This window comes from Flavobacterium sp. (assembly GCF_027531905.1).
Classification (GTDB): domain Bacteria; phylum Bacteroidota; class Bacteroidia; order Flavobacteriales; family Flavobacteriaceae; genus Flavobacterium.
On record NZ_JAPZSU010000067.1, the window covers coordinates 31515 to 53047 of the forward strand.

A 21533-nucleotide genomic window follows, 5' to 3' on the forward strand; every position below is an offset into this window, starting at 1 on the left:
AACAAAAACGACCCAAAATAAAACTATTTTGAGTCGTTGTCTGAAAAAATTAAGTCTTTAAGATTTAACTAATTTGCTATTCATCGCTTTTGAAGGCATTGATTTTGCGATAGTCTTGGGTTGCAAATCATCCAAAACATTAAGAGCTTCTTCAACATAAATATCTTTTGACAAACTCTCGTGCCATCTTTCTCTTTTTTCTTTCAATGTTGGATCTTTTTTGTATTCTTCTATTTCATAAGGTAAAGAAGAAAACTTCAATTGATTTTTATACTCAAAAATTGGCTTGTATTTTTTAGCCATTTCTTCTACGCTATTTTGTGCAGTTCTAAATTTATCAATATTCAAACTATAAGTATTTTCATTGCTTTTGCTATCAATCCATTTAGCATTTTCTTCTATTAATTTAAACTGAGGATTTTCAGCAATTCTAGCTTTACTTTTAGCAATGGCTTTATCAAAATTTTCAGTTTTTTTCCATTGTGTAAAAGGAGCAGCGTCGATTTTGTCCCATGGCATTGCATTATCAACATCGCGTTCTCCCATTTTCAAATAAGCATAACGATCTGGCATTACCACATCACTACTAACGCCTTCACGCTGCGTAGAACCGCCATTTATTCTATAAAATTTTTGAGTAGTCGTTTTTAAAGCTCCTAAATCACCCACAGAACTATTACGGACAAACTGATTCAAATCAATCACGTTTTGAACTGTTCCTTTTCCGTAGGTTTGCTTGCTACCAATAATAATTCCGCGTTTGTAATCTTGTATAGCAGCTGCTAGAATTTCTGATGCAGAAGCTGAAAAACTATTCACCATAATTACCAATGGTCCATCCCACTCAATTTTTGGATCCTTATCATAAAGCACTTCTTTTTTCTTGCCCGCAGATTTCACTTGAACAATTGGCCCTTCTTGAATAAAAAGTCCAGCAATATCCACTACAGTAGACAAAGAACCTCCTCCATCGTCTCTGACATCTAACACAATTCCGTTTACTTTAGCTTGCTTCAAACGTTCTACCTCAAGAGCAATATCTTTACCGGCATCACGTCCGTCACGGTTTTCAAAATCGATATAGAATTTAGGCAAATAAATCACTCCATAACGCAATCCATTTTTCTCCACCACACTGGATTTTGCATACGTTTCTTCAATTTCAACGATATCACGAACAATAGAAATGTTTTTAATGGTTCCATCAACCTTTTTAACCGTCAAACGAACAATAGTACCTTTTGGCCCTTTTATTTTTTTGACTACGTCATCTAAGCGCATTCCTACCACATCAACTGGTTCTGCACTAGCTTGACCTACTTTCAAAATAACATCTCCAGCCTCGAGTTGTCGCCCTCTCCAAGCAGGACCTCCTGAAATCAATTCACTAATTTCTGTAAAATCATTTTTCTTTTGCAAACGAGCACCAATTCCTTCGAGTTTCCCACTCATACTCACATCAAAACGTTCTTTTTCTTCTGGTGCAAAATAGCTTGTATGAGGATCAAAACGAGTCATAATAGAATTGATATACACCGTAAACCAATCATCTCTGGTCAATTCTTTAATAAAACCAAACGATTCGTCTAAAGACTTGCCAATATTCACTCTACTTTCTGCTTCTAATTCTGCAAAAGTCTTTATTTTAGTATTTTTATCTGCTTTTAAATTAGCATCCATTCCTAAATCAGAACTTAATTCTTCTGTTTTAGTTGTTTCTGTACCTTCAACTGCTTTCCCCTTACTTTCTTGCAAACGCAAACGCTCCGTAATAGAAGATAAGGCAGACAATTTCATTTGTTTACGCCATCTTTCTATCAATTCTTTATTGTTTTTAGCATAAGGCATTTTTTCATAATCTGTGTCGAAACTTTCATCAATAGAAAAATTATTCGGAGTAGCCAATAATGCTTTGTAGACTTTCTTGCTTTCTTCCATACGAACCATCAAGCGAGAATACGTCAACTCGAAAAAAGTTAATTCTTTATTATTGATTTGGTCATCTAAATCCAATTCGTATTTAGCAAATTCATCGATATCTGATTGCAAGAAAAAGCGTTTAGAAGGATCCAAGGCTTGAATATAATCTTTATAAACCCCTTTTGAAAATTCGTCATCCATAACCGCTGGATCATAATGCCCTTTTTCAATTACAAAAGTCAACAACTCCAATAAGAGTCTATCTCGTTCTGGATCTGCAGTGTCCTTCTTTGAACCATTAATGGTAAAAGCAAACAATACTCCTGACAAGCATAATGTAGCAAGTATAATTTTAAAATTTTTTCTCATAAAAGTAATAATAGCATTCATCAATCCAATGTGTAATTTATGTAAAGATAAAGCCAAGAAACATTGGCTCTTTATAAATTTTTGTTAAAGATATAAAAATGTTTATAGGATTTAATTTTTATGAAAAAAGTTAACAAAAAAAAGGATTTAGCTACTTTTTAATACGAACCCCTAGTATATTTGTGAAAATTTAAATCAAAACCATGTCTTCCAAAAAGCCACTCCTATTAATTACCAATGATGACGGAATTTCCGCCCCTGGAATCCAAGCCTTAATCAGTGTAATGACTCAAATTGGAAATGTTATCGTTGTTGCCCCAGACAAACCTCAGAGTGCCATGGGACATGCCATTACCATCAACAGTACTTTGTATTTGAATAAACTTTCGAAAGAGGGAGATGCCATTACCCAATACAGCTGTTCTGGAACACCGGTAGATTGTGTAAAAATGGCGACTAATGAAATCTTGAAGCAAAAACCAGATTTATGTGTTTCAGGGATTAATCACGGATCCAACTCCTCTATTAATGTCATTTATTCAGGCACCATGAGTGCAGCCGTTGAAGCTGGAATCGAGGGTATTCCTGCCATTGGATTTTCGCTTTTGGATTATAATTGGGATGCTGATTTTACACCGATTTTGTCTTTTGTAAAAAAAATAGCCCTCGAAACGCTAGAGAAAGGACTTCCAGCAGGAGTTGTTTTGAATGTCAATTTTCCGAAACTAGAAGAACAAAACATCAAAGGCATTAAAATTTGCCGACAAGCCAAAGCACAATGGGTAGAGAAATTCGACAAGAGAAAAACACCTTTCGGGAAAGAATATTATTGGTTAAGTGGTGAATTTGTCAACCAAGACAAAGGAGAAGACACCGATGAATGGGCTTTAGAAAATGGTTACATTTCGGTAGTTCCTGTTCAATTTGATTTGACGGCACATCACAGCATTCAACAACTCAACACATGGAATTGGGATGAATAAAATTGATGTATTATATGGTTTCCTTATTGGATTAGCAGCTTCGTTACTAGGCTCATTTTTATTTATGACGTTTTTCACAGATTATGAATTTATAGAAGGCGTTCAAATACTAAAATCACAAGGCTATTTGGGAAAACTAATCACTGTTGGCTCTATATTGGATTTGGTTGCATTTGGAATTTTACTAAAAATAAATAAAGAATTGATGGCTAGAGGAGTAGTTTTTTCCGTAATCATTTTAACGATAATCACCTTGATGTATAGGTAACAAAATAAAAAAAACGTTACCTTTTGAAGGCATAGCATCAAAACAAATAAGTGTATTCTTATTTTACTCCAAAAAAGCAGCTTTATTCTATTGATATTAAAAGAGATGTAAATTATTTGCCTTAATTTTATTGCTGCAATAAATTTTGTTCAACTTAAACATGAAAAACATGAAAACTACCATTTTTTTTAAATCATTAATAAAAAAAGGATTTGTTCTCTCATTCCTTTTTGCAATCTCTTTGGTTTATTCTCAATCTGCCCCTAAAAAGAATGACATTACACCCATCGATTCTACTTATTTTGCTAAAGATCGACTGAAAGGAAAAGTTATCATAATTACTGGCGCAGCAAGAGGAATTGGTCGCGCTACAGCTATTAGAGCTTCCAAAGAAGGAGCTTCAGTGGTAATTGCAGATTGGTTAGAAAAAGAAGGTAATGCGACTGCCAAAACTATTGAAGCCAATGGAGGAAAAGTATTATTTGTAAAAACAGATATTAGAAGTACTGAGGACTGTAATAGATTGGTGTCTGAAACCATTAAAAAATTCGGAAAATTAGACGGAGCAGTATTGAATGCCGGTGTAATGGATGGAATACATTCTGGTGATCCTTTGGATTACGACAAACAAAAAGCTTTATTACCTTCTGCAGTAGATACAGCTACTGATGAATATTGGGATTTTGTTTTTGATGTAAATGCTACTGGAACTTTCAAATCAATGCGTTCTGTTTTGAAACAATTACTTAAAGAAGGAAAAGGAGGCGCGCTAGTAACTGTAGGCTCAATTGCAGGATTAACAGGACTGGCCGGAAATCCCGCCTATGTAGCCAGTAAATATGCTGTAAATGGATTAACCAAAAGTGCAGCAATTGATTATGCTCCGTATGGAATTCGAGTGAATTCTGTAAATATGGCAGCAACAAAAACACCTATGACTGATAAAGCCTTCGAATTTGTAAAAGAAGTAAAAAAAAGAGGCATCACAGGAATGGGAGGTGCTAAGACAGAAAGTTTACTCATGTTAAATGACAGCAAGCATAGAATGTCAACCTCTTGGGAACAAGCATCAGTGATTTTATTTTTATTATCAGATGAAGCCTCTAATTTGACTGGAGGAACTTACGCAACTGACGGAGGATGGACTGCTTACTAATCTAAAAAGATGATGAAAAAAATTGGAATTCTTTTCCTATTCCTCTTTATAGGATTAAATGTAACTTTTGCTCAAGAAAGTGGTAATTTTTTGGAAGGAGAAAACATTCAGTCAGTTGTTATCGAATTCAAAAATCCTTTGGATGATGATTTAAATCAAAAGAATTTAAATGCAAAAATTGAGCTGCTTTTCCCTGTTTATCCGCAAACTACCGTAAGAACCATTTTATTGGATGCGTATGCCGCCAAGGTAAAACAATTACCCGAAGTAGCTGATGCGTACTACGAAGTTAGGCCATCACTTACAGGAGACATCAACGTAACCTTGAAAGTAACCCTAAGCGATACTTTGAAAGACAAACCTTCAAAAAGCGGAGTTTTAGCTGGAGGAAAAGATTTCCCCTTGTTGTATTTAGATAATAAATCTTTACTAACTACAAAATTTGCTTTGGCAGAAATGCTGTATTCTAACAATAACTCTTGGTATGGAAGAGATGATGCTATGCTACAAGGAAATCCACTTGTAGATGGCCCTGCCGGAAAAGGATATACTGGTTGGTTTGAAGGCTGGGTTTCAGGAGGAATATACGGTATCACAACATTGTCGAATAAACGCAATATCTATTTATATGGAGGCGCTAGCTTCATTATGAGCGGAAGTGCTGGAAGGGAATTATTTACGGATGTTTCCAGAATACATACTGCTTTTGATGATGCTTATGTTGGTTTTTTTGGCACCAAATCTTTTTCAAAAGGAAATCTTTTGAGTTATAATTTTTCTGTTGGAAGGCAACAATTTACGATAGGTAACGGTTTCATCATTCGAAATACCGCTTCGAATGGTGGAGATAGAGCTGCATTACAACTCAATCCAAGGTGGGCAGCGGATTATCTAGGATTGGCAACCATTAAGTACAACAATTTAATGTTGCAAGTATTTCAAATCAATCCCGATGAATTACCCATTATAGATTCAAGAACAGTGATGAACGGTTTCAATACGGAATACGGCATTAACTTAGGTCATAAAGTGGGCTTTACCTATTTGAATGTTTCTAGATCAGATTTTGGTTATTATACACCTACGGGTGATGTTTTTAGACGCAACGGCCTAAATCTCTATAACATTCGTTATTTTAAAAATTTGACCCAAGGAAATGCTGGGCTTTTAATTAAAACCGAATTGGCTCACGAAACCAATTCTAATTTCAAAATGTCTGCTTTTGCTGGCTATGGAGAAATAGGATGGAGTTTTGCCAAAGCCAAAGCGTCACCTACCTTTATCTATCGTTTTTCATATTTTTCTGGAGACGATCCCACTACTAAAACCTTCGAAAGATGGGATCCATTGTTGACTGGCGGAAATGGTGAAGATTGGGTTTTGGGTGCCAATCATTTTAAAATTGTGCAAAACAGCAATTTGATTGCTCATAAAATTCAAGCTAGTTTAAGGGTTAGTAAAAAAGTAGAATTAGTCCCTCAATATTTCTATTTCCTAGCAGCCAATAACAACAATGTAGGAGGAAATCCTGCATTAAGCTACATGCCACAAAAAGAATACGGTCAAGAAGTTAATCTAACTTGGAAATATTTTCATTCTAGAAAATGGTATTTTCATGGGCATTTTGCACAAACTATTCCCGGTGCTGGAGTAAAGGAAGCATTAGGAGGTGATGCCAAATCTTGGTTTAGCGCTATGTTATTTTTTAGGTATTCGTTAAATTAAAAATTTTAAATTGAATAGCAGAAAATACCTATTTGAATCCATTATAACTAACAAGAGGCAAAGTGTTTTTATTACCTTTGCCTCTTGTTGCTTTATTCAGTTTTTCCATTGTTAATGAAATTAGACAAAGTTTCTTTAAAAAAAGTAACAAAATCAAAAGATTGGTCATAAAAAAATATTAGAATCATCTATTTATGAAATACTACATCATTGCAGGAGAAGCCTCAGGAGATTTGCATGGGTCCAACTTGATGAAATCTATTTATCAAGAAGATTCAACTGCTGAAATTCGTTTTTGGGGTGGCGATTTAATGCAAAAAGTGGGTGGGACTTTAGTAAAACACTACCGCGATTTAGCATTTATGGGATTTGCAGAAGTGGTAATGAATCTAAAAACCATTCTCAACAACATCAAAATATGCAAAACGGATATTTTGGCTTTCCAACCTGATGTTATCGTTTTTATTGATTATCCTGGTTTTAATTTGAGAATTGCCAAGTGGTCAAAAGCCTTAGGTTTTAAAAATCACTATTATATTTCCCCACAAATTTGGGCTTGGAAAGAAAGTAGAATCAAAGAAATCAAACGAGATATTGACAAAATGTATGTGATTCTTCCGTTTGAAAAAACCTTTTACGAAGACAAGCATCATTTTCCTGTTTCCTTTGTAGGTCACCCGCTTATTGATGCCATACAAGCACATCCGTTAGTGGATGATGCTACTTTTAGAAAAGAGAACCAATTGAACGATTTGCCAATTATTGCTTTATTACCAGGAAGCCGTAAACAAGAAATCACCAAAATGCTGAGTGTTATGCTAAGCGTAGCCGATGATTTTAAAGAATATCAATTTGTAATCGCTGGTGCGCCAAGTCAGGAGTATTCATTTTACCAACAATTCATTACTTCAGATAACATTAAATTTTTATCGAACAAAACCTATGATTTGTTGCAACACGCTACTGCAGCCCTTGTTACTTCTGGAACAGCAACACTTGAAACGGCATTGTTCAAAGTACCTGAAGTGGTTTGCTACAAAGGAAATTGGATTTCGTATCAGATAGCTAAAAGAATCATTACCTTAAAATACATTTCACTGGTCAACTTGATTATGGACAAAGAAGTAGTTACCGAGTTGATTCAAGACGATTGTTCTACCCAAAGAATTAAAACAGAATTACAAAAAATTCTATATCCTGAGCATCGAAAAGTTGTACTAGAAAACTATACTCTACTTGAAAAAAAATTAGGCGGTAAAGGAGCAAGCAGTACCACCGCAAAATTAATTGTAGCCGATTTAAAATAATTTAAATAAACACCATTTCTTACTAAAATTTGTATTTTAGTAGAATGAATGTGTTACAATTCCCACTTATTAAAATTACGATTGGATTTATAATAGGCCTAATTACAGCTTATTATACAACCTTATCCATCGAATTAACTATTCTATTTGCTGTAATTGCGCTACTGAATTTACTGGCGGCTTATTGGTATGTTCAAAAGAAGAATAGCCACAGTCTGTATTTTGAAGGTTCTTCACTATTTGCATACTTCACACTTGGACTCCTTGTTCTGGCCCTACATACAGAAAGTAATCATAAAAATAGTTACACCAATTATCCTGAAGCCTTTCAAAAAAGAAATTGGATAGAGTTCATCATTAGAGAAAAACTCAGGGATTCCAATCAAAACTATCGCTATGTAGCCTTGATTCAAAGTATAAACCATCAACATAAAAGTGGCAAAATCGTTCTAAATATTCCTAGAAATTCTGGTATAATGCCTTTGAAAATAGGAAATCAGATACGCTGTTCTATTCAATTGATAAAAACTGAAAAACCTAAAAACCCCAATCAATTTGATTACTCGGCTTATCTCAAAAACAAGCAGATTTACGCTCAAGCCTATGTAAATCAAGAAGCTATTTTTTATCATAAAACGCTATCAAAAGACATTTGGTACTATACCTCGAAATTGAGAACAACCATTGTAACTCATTTAGAAGAAAGTGGTTTTGACAAAAAAGCATTGCCAGTAGCGATGGCATTACTATTGGGACAACAACAAGATGTTGACCCAAACATTACGAAAGACTATCAATATGCAGGTGCAGTCCATATTTTATCTGTTTCTGGGCTTCATATAGGTTGCATTGTACTATTCATAAATTTTTTACTTAATCCCATTCCCAACAACAAGAAAGGACGTTTTATTAAATTATTACTTTCATTAATCACCTTAGCCTTGTTTGGAGTTTTGGCAGGATTGGCTCCATCGGTTGTGCGTTCTATTACAATGTTTTCTTTTGTTGCCGTTGGACATTATTGGAGACGAAGCACCAATATCTATCATACTCTAGTTGTTTCAATATTTTTAATACTATTGTTTCAACCCTATTTCTTATTCGATGTAGGCTTTCAATTGAGTTATGCGGCTTTGTTTTTTATTGTTTGGTTGCAACCAGTATTGTCAAATTATTGGACACCAAAAAACAGAATTTTAAAATTCTTCTGGGACATAATAACCGTTTCATTTGCTGCTCAAATTGGAACTTTACCGATGAGTCTCTATTATTTTCATCAATTCCCTGGATTATTTTTTGTAACCAATTTATTAGTACTGCCGCTAGTAAGTGTCATTATGCTTCTTGGAGTGATGGTGATGACAATAGCCACTTTCACATCCTTACCCATTTGGTGTATCAAACCTTTAGAATGGGGTATTTCATTAATGAATTCAATCATTCATTGGGTCGCTTCGTTTGAAAGTTTCATTTTCACCAATATTCCGAGTACATTTTACTTAATGATTGCCTCCTACTTTTTTCTAATTGCGCTTGTTTTATGGTGGAAGAAAAACTCTTTTACTAGAATTACTTTCTTCTTCTCATCAATAATCATTTTTCAACTGGTTCTAATCAAAAACAAACTAGACTATGGCAGCAGTAAGGAGTGGGTCGTACTGAATGCCTCAAGAAAAACCATTATTTGCCAACGAATAGGAAATGAAATAGAAGTCATTTCGAATGCTATTCCAAATTCAGAAATTCTGAAGAATACCGTTTTGCAAAATTATGCAACTGGAACATTTAGTGCGATTACAAAACAAAGTCCTTTAAAAAACTTGGCTTATTTTAACGGAAATCACATTCTTATTTTAGACAGTAGCAGCGTATATTTTCCAAATAAAGCAACAGATGTTTTACTACTAACAGCATCACCAAAAGTAAATTTAGAGCGCGTCATAAAAAACAATACACCAAAGATGGTCGTGGCAGATGCTTCTAATTACAAATCATTGATAACCTTATGGGAACGAACCTGTGATCAACAAAAAATCCCTTTCCACTCAACTCGTGAAAAGGGATATTTTTACATTAAAGAGTAATTATCTAAAAAACTATTTTTTCTTTTGCGCTAAAAAACCATTGGCTACAGCCAACCAAGCGGATGGACCACCAGCTACATAGCCTGTGCTTCCTAAGCCTTGAAAATTAGTTTTACCATTTTTTGTTACCCCTTTGGCAAAATGAATCGTAGGATAGCCTTGAACTCCGAAGGCTTGTTGCAATTCCTCATTTTGCTTTCTAATCTCGGCAGTTTGGTATTGTTTTCGAGGATAATCAAGCTCTACTAAAATCACATTATCTTTGGCCCATTTAGCAAACTCTGGCGTTTTCAATACCTCTTTTTGCAAACGAATGCACCATCCACACCAATCACTTCCTGTAAAAAATAACAAAAGAGGTTTATTTTCTTTATTTCCTACCTTAATGGCTTCATTTACATTAGTAAACCATTTTAGTTCTTGCGCTTGCCCTTCGATTACACAAAATGTAAACAAAAGAAATACAATTATTTTTCTCATATGTGTTATTGATTTTTTGACAAATGTATATAAAATTCTAACGTTTAATTGTTGGCTACTTTACTTCTTGCATTAATTTTCTAACCAATGGCGAAAGTAAAATCAAAACCACACCAGCAATTAAGGCATAAATAGCCAATTGTAAATAACCATCTGTAAAAGATTGTAATTTAGACATTAGTGAAGTTCCAGTATTAGACATAGAAATTTCAGCACCTAATTTTCCAGCAAACAATTGTCCAAATGCGCTTGCCAAAAACCACAAGCCCATCATCATTCCAAACAATCTTTTTGGAGATAACTTAGTGATAATTGACATTCCAATAGGGCCTAAACAAAGTTCCCCCAGGGTAGTAACTAAATAAGCTAGAGTAAATAAATTCAATGAAGTAATTCCCTTATCATTTGCAAAAAACTTAGTATAATAAAAAATAAAAAAAGAGGCAGACAAAAATAAAAAACCAATACCAAATTTTATCAAAGTATTTGGCTCTATCCTTCTTTTGGCTAACCAAAGCCACAACAATCCAACCAAAGGACTAAAAACAACAACAAATAATGTATTTGAACTATTATTAACTGCATTAGGGTCAACGGTAAAACCTAACAAATCATAATCCAAATTATCTTTTGCGAACAAGGATAAAGAACCACCACTTTGTTCATAAATTGCATTAAAAACCAAATAAAAGAAAATAAAAACAAAAGCAGCAATCATCTTTTTTTGCATCTTATGATCCCCTAACTTAATCACTTCGTAAACAAAATAAACTACTGCAATTATGCCTATTGTATACATAAAATAATCTGTGAAATCTGTGTTCTTAACCATAATAAAAATAAATGGTATGCTTAATAACGAAATTAAATAAACACAAACTTCTCTAAATTTTCTTTTACTTGGCGCTAAATGTAACAATGGGGAGTCCCCAATAGGCCCCAAATGCTTTTTGGTAAATAAAAAAGTTATCAATCCAAAAGCCATTACAATTGCAGCCGAAAGAAAACACAAGGGCCAAGAATAATATTTACCAAGATATATACATATAATTCCTCCAAAAAAACCTCCAATATTAATACCTGCATAAAACATTCCATATCCAGCATCTCTTCTATTATCTTTTTCATGATAAAGCTCTCCAACCATGGATGAAATATTAGGTTTAAAAAAGCCAGTACCAATAATTGAAAATGCCAACCCATAATAAAACAATTGTTGAGGAGCCAAAGCAATAAGCAAATTCCCCAAAATCATAACAATTCCACCAAAGAATAATGATTTTCTAAATCCTAAAATTTTATCGGCAAAAACACCTCCAATAAAGGTAAACGCATACACAAAAGCCTGAATAGCACCGTATTGCAAGCTAGCTGCTGCATCTTTAAGCAAAAGCTGATCGACCATGAAAAAAGTTAAAACTCCACGCATTCCATAAAAACAAAAGCGCTCCCACATCTCAACTGTAAACAAATACCACAATTGTTTTGGGTATTTCCCTTTAAAATTCTGAATTTGTTCTAATGTTATATTTGATTCCATTTACTTAATTTAATTAATTCCTTTTTCTTTCATCACCTTATTCAATTCTTTTACCAAAGCAAACATCAGTAATGTTGCAAAAATTAAAAGACTAAAATTAATCCAGAAAAAATTAGCTTTGTTTTCATAAGAATCCCACATACTGGCCAAAACGCCGCTTAATTTGTTACCGATTGAAGTGGCCAAAAACCAACCACCCATCATCAAAGAGGTGATGTTTTTTGGACTTAATTTTGAGACCACAGATAATCCCATCGGACTTAAGAATAATTCACCAATAGTAATTACCCCATAATTGGCCACCAACCACCATACGGAAACTTTTTCTGCGCCATTATTACCAATATGAACCGCAGCCACCATAACCAAGACCGATAAAGCTGAAATCAACAATCCAAAAGCAATTTTGGTAGGTGTTGAGGGTTCCTTTTTTCTGCTTCGCAAAAAAGTAAAAAACGCCACTACCAAAGGCGTCAAAAGAATTACCCAACCTGGATTAATCGATTGGCTCAAGTTTGCCGACCAAGTATAGATTTTACTTTCTTCTTTAGGCAATTTTTCTTTGGCTACATTTCTAAAATACAAAGGATAATCCACCACTTTGATGACTTTTCCATCTTCTTTCTGAATTCTAAATGCTGCATCATACAAGGCAACAGAATCTTTCTTATAAGTCAACGTATCAGTAAGCACCAACTTTGAACCAATTTGTTGTGTCACACCTGTTAATTCTCTATCAGTATATTTATCGCCCCAATTGTTGAGTGCAGAACCATTCAATTTAAAAACCGCCCAAAATAAAATCACCACTGCGAAAATTGAAAGCAAAGCCCCAATAGGTCGTTTATCTTCTACCTTAGCTTTAAAGTAAAGGCTTCCGTAAAAGAAAATCACTGGAATACAAGCGAACACAAAAGCATCGGTACTATCCGAACCAAAAATGGAACTGTCTAGGTTACTATCCGAAGTAATTCCTTTGATTAACCAACCAATCACTCCAAAAATCAACGAAGGCACTAAAATAAAAAGAACAATTTTGTAAAAAGGCATATCCCCTTCTTGAACTCCTTTCTTTTCGGTTTTATCCCCATAATGTTTGGTGCCCAACATAAATACCAAAACACCAATAAACATCCCCACACCAGCAGCCATAAAAGCTTCTTGCCAACCAAAAAGAATTTTTAGTGCCGCACCGAAGAAATTACAAATGAAAGCCCCAACATTGATTCCCATATAGAAAATGTTGTACCCTTCATCTTTTCGGTCTTTGTATTGCTCATCGTTATAGAAATTCCCCAATAAGGTAGAGATATTGGGTTTAAAGAAACCATTCCCAACAATGACCAACGTCATCGCAGTATACAACATTGGAATGCTGTGCACTCCCATAATTAGATATCCCACTCCCATCATTAATCCACCAATTATAATGGATTTTTTATAACCCAAATAACGGTCAGCAATTAATCCACCAATAAAAGGGGTTAAGAATACCAAAGCGATAAATGTTCCATACAAATCCGACGCTTCTTTTTCGGTCATTGAAAATCCAGCTTCTACATCTTTAAGATAAAGCGTAAAAATTCCAATCATTAAATAATAACCGAAACGTTCCCACATTTCAGACAAAAACAAATAAGGTAGAGCTTTAGGATGATTTTTCCACATAGAAAATAGTATTAAAAAATAAACCTACAAGAAATACTTGTAGGTTTAAAAAGAGTATAAATAAATTAACGGATACCGTGCATCATTTTTTTCAAAAATGGCGTCAACAAGAATAGAATAATTGCAGCTACACCAGTTGAAATAACGAATACCATAAAAAATTCAAATAAATTATGGATTTCAAAACCTGCAAAAACAGGATTGTTTGGACTAATTTGATTGGTTTCTAAAAGCTGTAATTGCTCTGGAGTTGGAACCATTTTTTTATCCAAAATGGCTTGTAAATCAATCCCCAATTCTTTCGCTTTAATAAACTTATCCCCAGTAGCAGGCAGAATAGACCCTAAAGTTCCTGCCAACGCATATCCTGAAGCGTTAGACAAAAAGAAAACACCATACAATAAAGAAGAAAAACGCTTTGGTGACAATTTACCAACTAATGAAAGTCCAATTGGAGACAAACACAACTCTGCACAAGTATTGATTAAGTATAAAAGAATTAACCATTTAATTGCCAACAATCCAGAAGTTCCTAAATCTTTAACTTGAGTAGCAATCATATAAAAACTTACTGCAATCAAAAATAAACCAATGGCTAATTTTACTGGCGAAATTGGTTCTTTATCATTAGCTCTTAATTTATCCCACAACACACTAAATGGAACGGCTAAAGCCACAACGAACAATCCATTAAAAATTTGAACCATAGAAGCTGGCATTTGGAAACCAAAGAAATTTCTATCGGTTTGGTAATCGGCGATAAAAGTCAATGAAGAACCTGCTTGTTCGAAAGCTGCCCAAAAGAAGATGATGAAAAAAGAAATAATATAAATTACCAAAATACGGTCGCGTTCTACTTTGGTCAAAGAACTATCAGATAAAATTAATCCTGCCAATGTAATACCCGCAGCATAAATAATTGGATAAATGATTGTTTTTACGACATTGGTTCCATCTACAGAAAAATGAAACGCGAGAAACAAACCTACAAAAGCAACTACAGAAAGGGCTAAAGCTTTGGTTGAAAAAACAGCACTTTGAGCTTCTCCTTCTTCATAATCTGAAGATTCATTTTTAGAAGGCAATCCACCTAATGGTTTTCCTTCTGGAGAAACTACATATTTATCTTTTAGGAAGTAAAACAAAATGGTTCCAATGAACATCGCTGCTGCTGCTGCTAAGAATCCCCATTTGAAAGCATGAATATCTCTGATTCCGCCAGTATCTTTTACATCGCCCAAATAAGGACAAATAAACTGACCTAAAAAAGCTCCTAAATTAATTCCCATATAGAAAATAGTAAAAGCAGTATCCAATTTGCTTTTTTCTTGTTTTGGATACAAACTTCCCACCATACTTGAGATATTTGGTTTAAAGAATCCGTTTCCAAAAACAATAATTCCCAATGCGCTATACATTAACGTAGTAGCTAATGATAAATTGGTTGGAAAAATGCTTCCGCTAAAGAACAACAACAATTGCCCTACCGCCATCATTAATCCACCTAAAAGAATACAGTTTCTATTTCCAAAAAAACGATCTGCAATAAAACCTCCCAACATGGGTGTTAAATAACACAATCCTAGAAAACCACCATAGATTAAAGAAGCATCTTCTTCTTTCATTAATAATGAATTTACTAGGAACAGCACCAATAGGGTTCGCATTCCATAGAAATTGAATCGTTCCCACATTTCTGTTCCAAACAATACCCAAAGTCCTTTTGGATGTGCTGTTTTCTCTTGAGTTTCTACCATATTGTTTTAGTTTAAATTAGATAATTTAGGTTAGTTGTTATAAATTTTCAAGGATAAAGTTAGTCATTTTATTATAAAGTTGAATTCGGGTATAGCCTCCAAAAATACCGTGGTTTTTGTCTGGATAAATTTGAGAATCAAACTGCTTATTAGCTTGAATCAAGGCTTCCATCATTTGCATTGAATTCTGAACGTGTACATTATCATCTGCTGAGCCGTGTATTAATAAAAACTTACCTTTTAACTTCTGTACGTGATTGATGGGTGAGTTATCGTCATAACCCGTTGGGTTTTCTTGCGGCGTTTGCATATAACGCTCAGTATAAATACTGTCATAGAATCTCCAATTGGTTACAGGAGCAACTGCTATAGCCATTTTGAAAACATCGTTTCCTTTCAAAATACAATTCGATGCCATAAATCCACCAAACGACCAACCAAAAATCCCTATTCTTGATTTGTCTACAAAAGAATAAGAACCCAATACTTTAGCAGCATCAATTTGGTCGATTACTTCGTATTTCCCTAATTCTTTTTGAGTCACTTTTTTGAATGCTGCGCCTTTAAAACCAGTTCCTCTTCCGTCAACACAAGCCACAATATATCCTTTTTGTGTAAGCGAGGCAAACCAGTAATCATCGCCGCTGTTCCAATCATTATTGACTTGTTGTGAACCCGGTCCTGAATATTGGAACATAAAAACAGGATATTTTTTATTAGGATCAAAATCTTTAGGTTTCATCATCCACATATTGAGTTCAATTCCTTTTTCTGTTTTCAAAACAGAGAACTCTTTTGTAGGCAAATTGAAGCCTTTTAAATTGTTGGATAAGGTTTGATTCTCCTCAATCATTTGCAATTGCTTTCCTGTTTTTGCTTCATTCAAAGTATAAACTGGAGGCTGCGTTGCGCTTGAAAATGTAGTAATAAAATATTGAAAATTTGGGCTAAAAGTAGCTGCACTAGTTCCCGTTTGAGACGACAAACGTACTTTGTTTTTACCATCTAAACCAATACGATAAATATCACGGTTGATGGAACCATTTTCTACCGATTGATAAAAAATAGTTTTTGTTTTTTCATCAAATCCGTAATAATTGGTTACTTCCCAATTGCCTTTGGTCACTTGATTAATTAATTTTCCTGTTTTATCGTATAAATAGATATGATTGAAACCATCTTTTTCGCTAGTCCAAATAAAACTGTTATCTTTTAGAAAAGTTAAGTTGTCCGTAACATCAATATAGGCTTTATCCTTTTCGTTTAGAACTACTTTTGCAGCACCTGTAGCACCATCAATGAATAACAAATCTAAATTATCTTGATGGCGATTCAATACTTGAGCTGACAAAACGTTGGCCTCGTTTGTCCATTTTAATCTTGCAATATAAAAATCAGAATAGTTGCCTAGATTTACATTTTGCTTGGCTTGAGTTGCAACATCATAAATATGTAATGAGGCTACTGCATTTTTTTCACCCGCTTTGGGATATTTAAAAGTCTCTACTTTTGGGTATAAGTCTTTATGAAAAATAGACATGGAGAATTCAGGAACTTCGGATTCGTCAAAACGGATAAAAGCAATCTTTTTACTATCAGCACTCCAATCAAAAGCCTTTACAAAAGCAAATTCTTCTTCGTACACCCAGTCGGTGATTCCGTTGATAATGCTATTCTTTTTTCCGTCTGTAGTAATTGGAGTTGTCGTTTTGGAAGCAATGTCGTAAACAAACAAGTTATTGTCTTTTGCATAAGCTATCTTTTTACCATCTGGCGAAAAAGTAGGTTCTTGAACTGGAAAATCAAATAATTTGACTAATTGTTTAGAAGCTATGTTGTATAAAAAATAATTAGCTGTAAAGGAATGACGGAAAATGGGTTGGGTAGTATTGGCAATTAGCATTTGTTTTTCGTCGTCGCTAAAACTATAGCTATCAATTCCGTCTGCTAATTGAGGGAAGTCTTTAGTATCAATGATAGTGGCTACTTTCTTTAATGTAGCATAATCATACCAGTCAATTTGTGCGCTTCCGCTTGCTCTATTAGCATTCAAAACCGTATATTGGTTGGTGTTTTTCATGGCTTGCAAAGCATCCATTCCTTTGGTTCTAAAAGCACCGGTAAAGATTGATTCAACGGTTATCTTTTGTTGTCCAAAAACAGAACAAACGCCAACCAAAAAGAACAATGCCAATTTTCCTAATTTCATAAAAGTAAAATTTAAATGTTATCGTATTAAAATATGATTTTATCTGAAATCACTACTGCTAATTATAGTAAAACTCGAACTGGATTAGGTGTGTTTTTTGTCATTACTTAAATATTGGAATAAAAACAAAAAACAGCACTTAATTAAGTTATGTGTAAAACGATGTCAATTTTAATAAAAAAATTACAATAATCAGCCATGAAATGTGTTAAAACTTACCAATCTCACATACCAAACCAAAAGCTAAGATTACAAAAAGTAATGGTTTTAAAAAAAAGCAAAACCGTATATTTGCCAGCAGAAACAATAATCAGCTGAAAATGAACAACACCATTGCAGGATTTTCAAAATTATCCAAAGAAGAAAAAATACATTGGATAGCCAACCACTATTTTTCCAGTCCAACAGAAGCAATTGATTTATTAAAAAAATACTGGAATTCTGACGCTACTTTACAACAATTGCATGACGAATTCATCGAAAATACGATTACCAACTTTTATATTCCACTTGGCGTCGCACCAAATTTTTTAATCAACGGAAAATACAGCACTATTCCAATGGCCATTGAAGAAAGTTCGGTTGTGGCAGCCGCAGCAAAATCGGCTAAATTTTGGGCTACAAGAGGTGGGTTCAAAGCAACAATAATCAACACCGAGAAAATTGGTCAAGTTCATTTTTTATACACTGGAGATAAAGACAAATTGACCGCTTTTTTCAGCCAAACAAAAACTACTTTCTTTTCTGAAACTGATGCGTTGACCAAAAATATGAGACAACGCGGTGGCGGAATTTTAGACATCGAGTTGAGAGACAAAACCGACTTGATTCCAAATTACTATCAATTGCATGCTACTTTTGAAACGAAAGATAGTATGGGAGCTAACTTCATCAATTCTTGCTTGGAGCAATTTGCTAAAACCTTAAAAGAAAAAGCAGAAAACTATGAATTATTTACAGCTGAGGAAAAGGAAATCGAGGTAATCATGAGTATTCTCTCTAATTATGTTCCGAATTGCTTGGTTCGAGCAGAAGTTTCATGCCCTGTAGAAGATTTAGCCGAAAAACATATTCCAGACCCAGAAGTTTTTGCCCAACGCTTTGTACAAGCCGTTCGCATAGCCGAGGTAGAACCCTATCGTGCCGTTACTCACAACAAAGGCATTATGAACGGCATTGATGCTGTAGTTTTGGCAACAGGAAATGACTTTAGAGCTGTAGAAGCAGGAATACACGCCTTTGCTTCTAGAAACGGTCAATACAGTAGCTTATCTCATGCCGAAATAGAAAACGGCCAATTTAAATTTTGGTTAGAAATTCCACTAGCATTAGGCACGGTAGGCGGCTTAACCTCCTTACATCCGTTAGTAAAATTATGCCTTGAAATGCTAGAAAAGCCTTCCGCTCAAGAATTAATGCAAGTGGTAGCCGTAGCAGGGCTTGCACAAAATTTTGCAGCACTACGTTCTTTAACGACCACCGGCATTCAAGAAGGACACATGAAAATGCATTTAAACAACATTTTAAATCAATTTATGGTAAATGAAGAAGAACGTCTTGCCATCAAAAAACATTTCAAAAACAACACCATTTCGCACAGTGCCGTTGTGAGCTACATAGAAGAATTAAGAAAATAAAACAACAACTTATTTTACGCATGAAGCAGACTTTTTACAGCAACGGAAAACTATTACTTACTGGTGAATACCTCGTTTTGGATGGTGCCAATGCCTTGGCGCTCCCCACCAAAATGGGGCAAAATCTACAAGTTGTTGCTCAAGATAAACCTACTATCTCATGGAAAAGTTTTGATGCAGATGGGAGCATTTGGTTTGAAGACGAACTTGAACTTGAAGCCATCATTAATCACAAAGAAAGCGCAGATTCCTCGATAAAAAACACTTTGTTGACTATTTTACATCATGCACAGTTGCTACAACCCAATGCCTTTCAAAAAACAACTGGATATAAAATTGAAACGACACTGACTTTTCCAAAAAAATGGGGACTGGGAACCTCCTCTACTTTGATTAACAATTTGGCCCAATGGCTAAAAATAGACGCTTTTGAATTACTAAACAACAGTTTCGGTGGAAGCGGTTATGACATAGCTTGTGCGCAACATAATACGCCAATTTTCTATCGCCTAGAGAATCAAAAACCCATCGTTACACCTGTGAGGTTTCAACCTGAATTTGCTTCAAATTTGTATTTTGTATATCTGAACCAAAAACAAAACAGCAAAACAGCAATTGCAGCTTACTACAACAACAAAAATCAAAATTTACAAGAGAATATTGCTGCTATTAACAAACTAACCAATACTGTAGTCAATGCCAAAAGCATCCACGCTTTTGCTAATGCATTACAACTACACGAAAATGAAATGAGCACCATTTTAGAATTACTAACCGTACAAGAAGCGCTCTTTCCAGATTTTGATGGCGTAATAAAAAGCTTAGGCGCTTGGGGTGGTGATTTTGTTTTGGCTATTGCTATCGATGATCCAACGGCTTATTTTACCGAGAAAGGCTACACAACAATTATTCCTTACCAAGAGATGATTTTAGGGGCTTAACTCAACTTGCCAAAGACGCTCAAAATATTGATTATCAACCACTACAAGCAAAATATGGCACACTACCTATTTTTTACTGGTACGCTACATAAACTTTATTTGTTTTCCTTTCGATTTTAAAATGTAGGACATCATATATTGCCCTAATTTGTATTTGAAATAGTGGCTCTACCTTGAATTGTATGGTTTTTACTATTTTAATAGTGTTGTTCCAGCGCAAGAAACTTCTATTTTTGAACCATTTAAGGCATTTAAGATCATATAAGTTTGATAAACATACCGCTCTTATTTCTTACACAACTCATCCCTACTACAACGAATCAATTGACTTACATTTATAAAATGTACATTTTCTCTATTCTTATATGACCTTACCTACCTCCTATGTTTTTTTTGCTAGTGTGTTTACCCACACAGTTGAGGGTAGAACCGAAATAGTTTTGAATGGCTACTTTAGTATTCCTCTAGAGAAAAAACCATCCATATTGGAATATGGTCTGAAATTTTTCTAGCTTCTTGCAAAGAACTAAACGCTTTATAAAAATGGATGACCCCTCCATCGATTTTTTTGACTTTTTTATGGTAAAATAGGTTGTCAAATTCAGAGGCCAATGCTGCTCCGTTCTTACTGTTTCTCTTTAAGGAGGTTTTTTGTCCTTTCAAAGTCGATTCATAGCCCATTTTCTTCAAGGGAGTAAAAACAGAGTGGGATTGTGGACAGTTGAAATCACCCAAAAACAAAAGGTTCAATTGTGGGTATTGACCAGGCAACAACTTAAAATATTTGATTTCTCGCTCGGGTTGTTTGCTTTTGGTGATGGCGTGAAAGTTCACGAGCGTAACTTCTTTTTGGTTGACGATAAAAGTAGCCAAATACGGTTCGCGGTCAATTTCGAGTTGAAACTTGGACTCCAACCACGGTTTTCCTTTTAAACGTGCCCGACTCGTTTTCCATAAATAAGCATAGCGCTCCGTTTTGTAGGCACTGCTGCTGGTGGGATTGCTGATGGAATAGTCCCATTTCGCTCCTTTTCGGTTCAATTCGTCTGCTAATTTAGTCACAGTTTGCGCACCTCCATCACCAGCTACGACTTCTTGCAGCGCTACGATATCGTAGTCCTTTAGGGTATTGGCAATAAACTCCAGTTCAAGATTCGATTTGGATTTTCCTAAGTTTTCGATATTCCAAGACAAAAGCCGTGTTTGAGCATAAAAGGAAGTACATAATAGGAAAAGAAACAGGCTGTAGGTCTTGTTCATGAATGGGGGAATTTGGGTACCAAAGATAAAGATTGTAAAAGAAACATCAGTCCTCCCAACCACAGAGCGAAAGACCAAAATTCTTTACTAACCTGAACTCGATTAATAAAAGACCGCTAATTGGTTAGTTTTAACCGTTTCGTATTTCAAAGAAGGCTTTTTAGGCAGAAAATTATAAGCAATTATTCCAGCGATAAGATTAGACAAAAAGTTAGTAAATGATCGATGT

The 21533-nt window shown here is 34.7% G+C and carries 15 protein-coding genes and 1 pseudogene; 8 read left to right on the forward strand and 8 right to left on the reverse strand.

Annotation, left to right across the window (positions count from 1 at the left end; all coding sequences use genetic code 11):
* Positions 1-57 precede the first annotated feature (57 nt).
* Positions 58-2310 (reverse strand): carboxy terminal-processing peptidase, encoded by a 2253-nt coding sequence (locus O9307_RS14200; RefSeq protein ID WP_298300564.1) that lies wholly within the window; start codon positions 2308-2310, stop codon positions 58-60.
* A 182-nt stretch (positions 2311-2492) separates the two neighbouring features.
* On the opposite strand from O9307_RS14200, the gene surE reads away from it, so the two are divergent.
* The 6 genes from surE (at position 2493) to O9307_RS14230 (ending at position 9812) form a co-directional block, all read left to right on the forward strand.
* The gene (gene surE / locus O9307_RS14205; protein WP_298300522.1) at positions 2493-3272 is read left to right on the forward strand and encodes a 5'/3'-nucleotidase SurE; all 780 of its coding nucleotides are present in this window, start codon (positions 2493-2495) and stop codon (positions 3270-3272) included.
* The gene (locus O9307_RS14210; RefSeq protein WP_298300525.1) at positions 3265-3540 is read left to right on the forward strand and encodes a hypothetical protein; all 276 of its coding nucleotides are present in this window, start codon (positions 3265-3267) and stop codon (positions 3538-3540) included. Before surE ends, O9307_RS14210 begins: the two co-directional genes overlap by 8 nt.
* Positions 3541-3709: 169 nt before the next feature.
* Positions 3710-4696 (forward strand): SDR family oxidoreductase, encoded by a 987-nt coding sequence (locus tag O9307_RS14215; protein WP_298300529.1) that lies wholly within the window; start codon positions 3710-3712, stop codon positions 4694-4696.
* Positions 4697-4705: 9 nt separating this feature from the next.
* Positions 4706-6421, forward strand: coding sequence for a hypothetical protein (locus O9307_RS14220; protein ID WP_298300532.1), 1716 nt, complete (start codon positions 4706-4708; stop codon positions 6419-6421).
* A 194-nt stretch (positions 6422-6615) separates the two neighbouring features.
* Positions 6616-7728, forward strand: a complete 1113-nt coding sequence (gene lpxB / locus O9307_RS14225) for a lipid-A-disaccharide synthase (protein WP_298300534.1) — start codon at positions 6616-6618, stop codon at positions 7726-7728.
* Between the two features lie 29 nt (positions 7729-7757).
* On the forward strand, positions 7758-9812 hold the full coding sequence (locus O9307_RS14230) for a ComEC/Rec2 family competence protein (protein ID WP_298300537.1): 2055 nt from the start codon (positions 7758-7760) through the stop codon (positions 9810-9812).
* Between the two features lie 12 nt (positions 9813-9824).
* On the opposite strand, the gene O9307_RS14235 is transcribed toward O9307_RS14230, so the two are convergent.
* The 5 genes from O9307_RS14235 to O9307_RS14255 all read right to left on the reverse strand — a co-directional run bounded on the left by O9307_RS14235 (position 9825) and on the right by O9307_RS14255 (position 17466).
* Positions 9825-10292, reverse strand: a complete 468-nt coding sequence (locus O9307_RS14235) for a thioredoxin family protein (RefSeq protein WP_298300540.1) — start codon at positions 10290-10292, stop codon at positions 9825-9827.
* Between the two features lie 55 nt (positions 10293-10347).
* Positions 10348-11832 carry a peptide MFS transporter gene (locus O9307_RS14240; protein WP_298300541.1) on the reverse strand — a complete coding sequence of 495 codons (1485 nt, stop codon included), beginning with the start codon at positions 11830-11832 and terminating at the stop codon, positions 10348-10350.
* Between the two features lie 9 nt (positions 11833-11841).
* Positions 11842-13500 carry a peptide MFS transporter gene (locus O9307_RS14245; protein WP_298300544.1) on the reverse strand — a complete coding sequence of 553 codons (1659 nt, stop codon included), beginning with the start codon at positions 13498-13500 and terminating at the stop codon, positions 11842-11844.
* 65 nt (positions 13501-13565) lie between these two features.
* Positions 13566-15257 (reverse strand): peptide MFS transporter, encoded by a 1692-nt coding sequence (locus O9307_RS14250; RefSeq protein ID WP_298300547.1) that lies wholly within the window; start codon positions 15255-15257, stop codon positions 13566-13568.
* 37 nt (positions 15258-15294) lie between these two features.
* Positions 15295-17466 (reverse strand): S9 family peptidase, encoded by a 2172-nt coding sequence (locus O9307_RS14255; protein ID WP_298300549.1) that lies wholly within the window; start codon positions 17464-17466, stop codon positions 15295-15297.
* A gap of 320 nt (positions 17467-17786) precedes the next feature.
* Here O9307_RS14255 and O9307_RS14260 point away from each other — a divergent pair, with 320 nt between their 5' ends.
* Positions 17787-19103, forward strand: coding sequence for a hydroxymethylglutaryl-CoA reductase, degradative (locus O9307_RS14260; protein ID WP_298300552.1), 1317 nt, complete (start codon positions 17787-17789; stop codon positions 19101-19103).
* A 20-nt stretch (positions 19104-19123) separates the two neighbouring features.
* Complete coding sequence (locus O9307_RS14265) at positions 19124-20044, forward strand: GYDIA family GHMP kinase (RefSeq protein ID WP_298300555.1); 921 nt, start codon at positions 19124-19126, stop codon at positions 20042-20044.
* 453 nt (positions 20045-20497) lie between these two features.
* Here the strand turns inward: O9307_RS14265 and O9307_RS14270 are convergent, their stop codons facing one another.
* Positions 20498-21304, reverse strand: coding sequence for an endonuclease/exonuclease/phosphatase family protein (locus O9307_RS14270; RefSeq protein WP_298300558.1), 807 nt, complete (start codon positions 21302-21304; stop codon positions 20498-20500).
* Positions 21305-21406: 102 nt separating this feature from the next.
* Positions 21407-21533 (reverse strand): annotated as a pseudogene (locus O9307_RS14275) (IS982 family transposase); the annotation flags it as partial.

Bases quoted from the DNA above. Each gene is read 5' to 3' on its own strand.
- O9307_RS14200 (WP_298300564.1), bottom strand. From the start codon at position 2,310: ATGAATGCTATTATTACTTTTATGAGAAAAAATTTTAAAATTATACTT.
- surE (WP_298300522.1), top strand. From the start codon at position 2,493: ATGTCTTCCAAAAAGCCACTCCTATTAATTACCAATGATGACGGAATT.
- O9307_RS14210 (WP_298300525.1), top strand. From the start codon at position 3,265: ATGAATAAAATTGATGTATTATATGGTTTCCTTATTGGATTAGCAGCT.
- O9307_RS14215 (WP_298300529.1), top strand. From the start codon at position 3,710: ATGAAAACTACCATTTTTTTTAAATCATTAATAAAAAAAGGATTTGTT.
- O9307_RS14220 (WP_298300532.1), top strand. From the start codon at position 4,706: ATGATGAAAAAAATTGGAATTCTTTTCCTATTCCTCTTTATAGGATTA.
- lpxB (WP_298300534.1), top strand. From the start codon at position 6,616: ATGAAATACTACATCATTGCAGGAGAAGCCTCAGGAGATTTGCATGGG.
- O9307_RS14235 (WP_298300540.1), bottom strand. From the start codon at position 10,292: ATGAGAAAAATAATTGTATTTCTTTTGTTTACATTTTGTGTAATCGAA.
- O9307_RS14240 (WP_298300541.1), bottom strand. From the start codon at position 11,832: ATGGAATCAAATATAACATTAGAACAAATTCAGAATTTTAAAGGGAAA.
- O9307_RS14245 (WP_298300544.1), bottom strand. From the start codon at position 13,500: ATGTGGAAAAATCATCCTAAAGCTCTACCTTATTTGTTTTTGTCTGAA.
- O9307_RS14250 (WP_298300547.1), bottom strand. From the start codon at position 15,257: ATGGTAGAAACTCAAGAGAAAACAGCACATCCAAAAGGACTTTGGGTA.
- O9307_RS14255 (WP_298300549.1), bottom strand. From the start codon at position 17,466: ATGAAATTAGGAAAATTGGCATTGTTCTTTTTGGTTGGCGTTTGTTCT.
- O9307_RS14260 (WP_298300552.1), top strand. From the start codon at position 17,787: ATGAACAACACCATTGCAGGATTTTCAAAATTATCCAAAGAAGAAAAA.
- O9307_RS14265 (WP_298300555.1), top strand. From the start codon at position 19,124: ATGAAGCAGACTTTTTACAGCAACGGAAAACTATTACTTACTGGTGAA.
- O9307_RS14270 (WP_298300558.1), bottom strand. From the start codon at position 21,304: ATGAACAAGACCTACAGCCTGTTTCTTTTCCTATTATGTACTTCCTTT.